This is a genomic window from Ancylomarina longa, assembly GCF_003996985.1.
Taxonomy (GTDB): Bacteria; Bacteroidota; Bacteroidia; order Bacteroidales; family Marinifilaceae; genus Ancylomarina_A; species Ancylomarina_A longa.
Genome location: NZ_RJJX01000009.1, coordinates 144,816 through 151,423 on the forward strand (window position 1 = coordinate 144,816; position 6,608 = coordinate 151,423).

Consider the following 6,608-nt stretch of genomic DNA (forward strand, 5'->3'; position numbering starts at 1 on the left):
GAACCATGGATGAAAAGGATAAGAAATTAATACGTAACTCCACAGCTGAGTTTTTGATTTTTACGTCTCAATCTGGTGAGCAAAGTATAGAAGCACGCTACGAAGACGAAACCATTTGGCTATCGCAAAAGCTAATGGCTCAATTGTTCGATGTGGATGTGCGTACAGTCAACGAGCATCTTAAAAATATCTATAAATCTGATGAATTGCAGGGAGATGCAACTGTCCGGAATTTCCGGATAGTTCAAATGGAAGGTAGCCGTCAAGTAAATCGGAATATCGATTTTTATAATCTTGATGCTATTATTTCAGTGGGTTATCGCGTCAACTCAGTTCGTGCAACACAATTTCGTCAGTGGGCAACTAAGGTGCTTCACCAATTTGCCATTAAGGGCTTTGTGATCGATAAAGAACGTATGGAAAATGGCACATTCCTGGGTGAAGACTATTTCGAACACTTACTACAGGAAATTCGAGAGATACGTCTCTCCGAACGTCGTTTCTATCAGAAAATTACCGATATATACGCAACTAGTGTTGATTACAATAGAAGTGCACCCATTACCCGTGATTTCTTTGCCAAAGTTCAGAACAAGCTTCATTTTGCTATACACGGTCATACGGCAGCTGAATTAATCAAAGAAAGAGCTGATAGCTCAAAAGAAAAAATGGGATTGACCAACTGGAAGAATGCTCCTGAAGGGAAAATTCTAAAAGCTGATGTTTCTGTTGCTAAAAATTATTTAAGTAAAGAGGAACTGGATGGTTTGGGGCGTATTGTTAATGCTTATTTAGAATTGGCTGAAGCTCGTGCTTTAAGGAAAATTCCAATGACAATGGAAGATTGGGCAAAACGATTAGATCTATTTCTGGAATTCGATGATCGTGAAATATTAAAGAATGCAGGAAAAATAAGAGCTGGAATTGCCAAAGGCTACGCTGAGAGCGAGTTCGAAAAATATCGAATCACACAAGATGCTTTATTCCAAAGTGATTTCGATAAAGAGATAAAGCAAATTCAAGCAGCCAAAAAAGAGACTAGAAAATAATGAAGTTACAATTCAAACATCAAGCATATCAAACCAAAGCTGTTGAATCTGTTGTTAATGTTTTTGCAGGACAACCCAATAGCAAGAATATAAAATATCGTATCGATCCGGGAGCCACACAGCAAAAAAATGGTCGTTACATTGATGAATCAGGTCACTTCATGGAAGATGACGTTTTTGATGGTTTCAAGAACGATAATATTTACATTAGCGATGAACAGTTACTAAAGAATATCAACGAAGTTCAACGAATTCAAAATTTACCTTTAAGTATTTCCATTGACGACTTTAAAACTATCAAAAAGAATGAGTTTAAAGCAGATGCCACCTATACAAAAAGGGCTAAGAAAATAAGTAAGCTACATTTGGATGTAGAAATGGAAACAGGTACAGGAAAAACTTACTGCTACATCAAATCCATTTTTGAACTTAACGAACGCTATGGATGGAACAAATTTATTGTTGTGGTTCCAAGTATTGCCATTCGCGAAGGAGTGAAAAAATCACTTGAAATCACGGCGGATCATTTTCAACAAGACTACGGGAAAAAAGTGAAATTCTTCACATACAATTCCAAAGAATTACACAATATCGAAACTTTTTCATCCGATTCAGGTGTTAATGTCATGATAATTAACATTCAGGCCTTTAATGCTACGGGTAAAGATAACCGTCGCATTTATGAAGAATTAGATGATTTTCAATCGCGTCGCCCAATTGATGTGATTAAAAAGAATAGACCAATTTTAATACTGGATGAGCCACAAAAAATGGGTGGTGATAAGACCTTGGATTCTTTGGTGCATTTTAATCCTTTATTCATATTAAGATATTCTGCTACTCACAGAGTGCAACACAATAAAATTCATCGCCTGGATGCCTTAGATGCATACAATCAAAAGTTGGTGAAAAAAATTGCTGTACGGGGTATCACAACCAAAGGACTATCAGGAACCAATGCTTATTTATACCTGGATAACATTGTAATTTCAAAGAGTGATCCTATAGCAAAATTAGAAATTGAGGTAAAGCAGAGTAGCGGCATCAAGCGTATTTTAAAAAATGTATCAAAAGGAAGAAAACTTGAAGATTTATCCAATGGTTTAAAAGAATATAAAGGCTTTACAGTAGCTAATATAGATGCAGTTAATGATACTCTTGAGTTTACCAATGGTGTTATCATTAAGGCTGGTGAAGTAAATGGAGATGTGAATGAAGAATCACTTCGTAGAATTCAAATTCGAGAAACCATTAATGCGCATCTTTTAAAAGAGCAAATGCTTTTTTCTAAGGGAATCAAGGTGCTTTCTCTATTTTTTATCGATGAAGTTGCAAAATACCGAGACTACAAACAAGAAGATGAAAAAGGTGAATACGCTCGTGTTTTTGAAGAGGAATACAAGTATGCTATTGATCAATTAAAGCAGGAAATAGCATTTGATACCAAGTATCGTAAATATATTGATGGTATTACTGCTGAAGATACACACAAAGGTTATTTTTCTATCGATAAGAAAGGAAAAATGGTTAATAGCCTTAAGTCAACTAAAGCAGAAAAAGTAGAAAGTACTGATGTTTCTGCTTACGATTTAATACTCAAGAAAAAAGAACAATTACTTTCTTTTGAAGAAGATACGCGTTTTATATTTTCTCACTCCGCATTACGTGAAGGTTGGGACAATCCAAATGTGTTTGTTATATGTACATTAAAGCATTCTGACAATACAATATCCAAACGTCAGGAAGTGGGGCGTGGACTTCGTATTGCAGTAGATCAACATGGAGAACGACAGGACAATCCTCAAACAGTTCATGAAACAAATGTATTAACAGTTGTTGCAAGTGAAAGTTATTCCGATTTTGTGACTGCTTTGCAAAAAGATATTGGAGAATCATTAAGCGAAAGACCAAGAATTGCAAATATTGAATATTTTGAGGATAAAATTCTTTTAGTCGATGGCGAAAAAGTTGTGGTAACACCTCTAATGGCCAAACAAATCTATCGCTATTTGGTAAAGAACGATTACACCGATGACAACGATAATATTACTCCGGCATATATTAATGATGCAAAGGAATTGATATTATCTGCACTGCCAGAGGAATTAAAGCCCTATTCATCTCAAATATTCAGTTTGATTGATAGTGTTTATACTCAAGAGAAACTACCGGGCATAGCGAATGATCGTACGGATAAAACGAATAATTTAAATGATAACTTTAATAGGAAAGAATTCAAAGAACTTTGGAATCGGATCAATAGAAAAGCGGTTTACACGGTACATTTTGAGAGTACTGAATTAATTGAAAAATGTATCAATGCATTGAATAAAGAATTACATGTTACGCCACTGTCCTATTCAGTAAAAACAGGAATACAACATGCTGCTTTAACTGATGAACAGATAAAGACAGGAGCTAGTTTTAAAATTCTTAAAACACGAGAGGAATTTGAAAATACGACTGCAAGTTCTTCAGTTCGTTACGATTTACTGGGAGAGATTAGCGAACAAACGAACCTCATGCGAAAAACTGTGGCTGCTATTCTTACTGGTATCCTAAAAGGAATATTTGATAAATTTAAAATCAATCCAGAATCTTTCATTACCAATGCCAGTCGATTAATTCAGGAACAAAAAGCCACAACTATTATTGAGTGGTTGAGTTATGATACTTTAGAGGAACGTCATGAAATGGATATTTTCACTGAGGCTCAAACCAAGCAAGATTTTAAAAATGCGATAAAGAAGAACAAACATATCTATGATTATGTCGTTACAGATTCGAAAGTAGAGAAAGTTTTTGCTGAAGAACTAGATACCAGTGATGATGTAGTGGTTTATGCCAAACTTCCTAAGGGATTTACCATCCCAACACCTGTAGGGAATTATAATCCAGATTGGGCAATCTCATTTAAAGAGGGAACGATTAAGCACGTCTATTTTGTAGCAGAAACGAAAGGCTCTATGTCTTCAATGGAGTTACGAGAAATTGAGAAAGTTCGCATTGAATGCGCACGTAAATTCTTCGACAAATTAGCACTAGCCAATGGCGACGTAAAATATGACGTTGTGAATAGCTACGATAAGTTGATGGAGGTTGTGCGATAAAGAAATTTAAATGAGGTAGCACCTGAAAATAAAGTGTGTCGCTTAATTGTCGAAAGAAATTTAAAATAATTATATGGGAAAATTTTTACACTTGTTTTATAAAATTATTGTTGGGGCTCTAACATTCGCTGGATTGATTTATTGGGTATTTGATTTAGGAGCTAAGAGCGAAATAAAAAGAAGTGAGTTGAATATTCTTACTAAAACTCATGAATTTCAAAAGAAAGAAACAAGATATAGTGATTCAATTCAATTACAACGAACTCTTATAGAAGAATTACAAAAGGTGGTTTCCTTAATGAATAAAACAGATCTTGTTAAAAAAGTAAAAATATTAAAATTAGAGAAACAAGGTTTAGAAGAAAAGCATATTACAACTAGACAGACTATTTGTGACTTACAAGACTCTGTTAGTAAACTGAAGTTTAATGATGTGAGAATTCAAGAGCTTTCAAATGTAATTGAGAAGAAAGAAGGCCAAATTGGACTAATTCAGCTAGAATTAAATGATACAAAAAATCAGATAGAAAATTTGAATAGGACCATTAAATTTTTAGAAGTTAGAAATGATCAATTAAATAGTGATTTGTCGTTTAGTGATTTGAAAAATATAAATTTTTTTAATTCGCTACCCTATTTACAAGAGGCTTATTTTTACGAAATGAAGGCAGATGATATTAAATGTGATAAGCATGAGCGATTGCCTTTTTTATTTAAAGCATATCAAGCTTATGAAAGAGCAAGGAAACTAAAAGTATTTTGTAAAACTGATTTGTGGCGAGTTATTTGTAAAATGAATAAAATAGATGATGATAGTAATAGGTGGATAATTACCATTAATGGTATACCCCATGATATTGAAACAAGTCTTTACAAAGAAATGTTACAAATTAAGAGTTTGAGTAGAAAGAATAAAAAGTCTGTGTTGAAGGATAATATTTAGAACAGCAAAAATATTAGCATAAACTTAAATGTTATGACAAATTTTAATTCAGTAGTACAATTTATTGTAATCGCTCTGGTAGCTACTGTATGTTTTTATTTTTATAGGAAATTAATTAGTCAAACCTTAAAAAGCCCAATATTTTGAGAGTTCAAATTTTGAAAGAAATAATTTCCAAAAATTTATAATTTGAAATATGTCCACAAGAATTTGCTCTTTTATTCTATTGAGCATTTTCTTTAAATTAAACCCGGTTCCCGCTAAAATTGTATTTAATTGGTCGCCAATAACACCTTTCAAATAATTTCTTAACATCCTGTGATCATGTTTAATATGACCAATAACAGGTTCTATTACTGCTCTGGCTCTAAAACGTTTTCTTGCTTTTTGTTTTTCGTACTGGGTCGTTTCTTTTTTAGGAACTGAAGGTGAGATTATTTCAGTACCATTAATTTTCTTTTTCCCTTTATATCCACGGTCAACAATTCCAGTTTTTGGTCTGCTTTCCGTTAAATATTCTGTTTGCTCCAAATGCTGGTCAAGTGTATGCCCATCGTAAGGGTTATTTTCAAATGCAATAGCTCCAACTACAATTTTTGTGGTTTTCGTTAAAACAATTCCCGACTTGTTCCCAAACTCAAATTTCTTTGCTTCTTTACCTTTTGCAATACAACTGACTTCTGGTTCGTGAATGCTGTAAATCTTATTCTTATCCCCTTTTTGTTGTGCTAAAATCTTGTTGATAATGATGAATAATTCTTTATATCTCTGTTGTTGTGATGAGCTAAATTGTCTTTGAATATCTCTAACTTGACGACCTGCGATAGTCTTGATTTTTCTTAATGCCGCTTTGGCTTTCTTCCTCCTTTTGGGATGATTATGAAAACGTTGGTCTATCATCAGTTGCTTTAAAGTCCTGGTATAAGTTTGACGCAATGTGATTCCTTCTTGTTTGGCTATCTTGTTTACTTTCTCGATTATACGTTTGTGTTGTTTTGCATCGGTTGGGTAAGTGATGTTTTTTTCCTGTACGGTACTGTCAATTAACACCTCTTTTTCTTGAGCCTCTTTGCCAAATAATTGAACCGAGACTTTCAATAATTTCTCCGCACCTTCTTTGCCTATGCGATTTCTAAAATGAATAAACTCTGTTGGGTCAAATGGCTTTTGTATTTGAAAAACTTTCTCTCCACTAAAATATTGCCAATATGGGTTTTCAATCCACCTGTCAACTATGGCCTCGTCGCTTAAATTATAAATGTGCTTTAGCAACAGTAATCCTACCATTCTGCGGATTGGTACAGAAGGACGCCCTATTTCTGAAAAATAAATCGCGAACTCTTGCTCAATAGAATCCCAATCTATTTGTCTGGATAAAATACACAATTCATGTTCTAGGTTGATGAACCTTTTTAATGGAGTATCAAAAATACTTAACTGAGGTGTTTTGTTCTGTTTTCCAACCATATCTGCAAGCTTTTTAACTAAGATACACATTTGCTTGCA

General features: G+C 33.8%; 4 protein-coding genes. 3 read left to right on the plus strand and 1 reads right to left on the minus strand.

Annotated elements, in window-relative coordinates:
• Positions 1–5 precede the first annotated feature (5 nt).
• From DLK05_RS08760 to DLK05_RS08770, 3 genes are all read left to right on the plus strand, one after another.
• The gene (locus DLK05_RS08760; RefSeq protein WP_127343633.1) at positions 6–1,049 is read left to right on the plus strand and encodes a virulence RhuM family protein; all 1,044 of its coding nucleotides are present in this window, start codon (positions 6–8) and stop codon (positions 1,047–1,049) included.
• Positions 1,049–4,159, plus strand: coding sequence for a type III restriction-modification system endonuclease (locus tag DLK05_RS08765; RefSeq protein ID WP_127343634.1), 3,111 nt, complete (start codon positions 1,049–1,051; stop codon positions 4,157–4,159). The genes DLK05_RS08760 and DLK05_RS08765 overlap by 1 nt, the downstream gene beginning before the upstream one ends.
• A 73-nt stretch (positions 4,160–4,232) precedes the next feature.
• Positions 4,233–5,102: a hypothetical protein gene (locus DLK05_RS08770; protein WP_127343635.1), complete on the plus strand. Its 870-nt coding sequence runs from the start codon at positions 4,233–4,235 to the stop codon at positions 5,100–5,102.
• A gap of 126 nt (positions 5,103–5,228) precedes the next feature.
• On the opposite strand, the gene DLK05_RS08775 is transcribed toward DLK05_RS08770, so the two are convergent.
• On the minus strand, positions 5,229–6,608 hold a 1,380-nt coding region (locus DLK05_RS08775; protein WP_127343636.1), incomplete at its 5' end, for an IS5 family transposase.

Coding starts and splice junctions, on each gene's coding strand:
- DLK05_RS08770 (WP_127343635.1), top strand. CDS start 4,233: ATGGGAAAATTTTTACACTTGTTTTATAAAATTATTGTTGGGGCTCTA.
- DLK05_RS08765 (WP_127343634.1), top strand. CDS start 1,049: ATGAAGTTACAATTCAAACATCAAGCATATCAAACCAAAGCTGTTGAA.
- DLK05_RS08760 (WP_127343633.1), top strand. CDS start 6: ATGGATGAAAAGGATAAGAAATTAATACGTAACTCCACAGCTGAGTTT.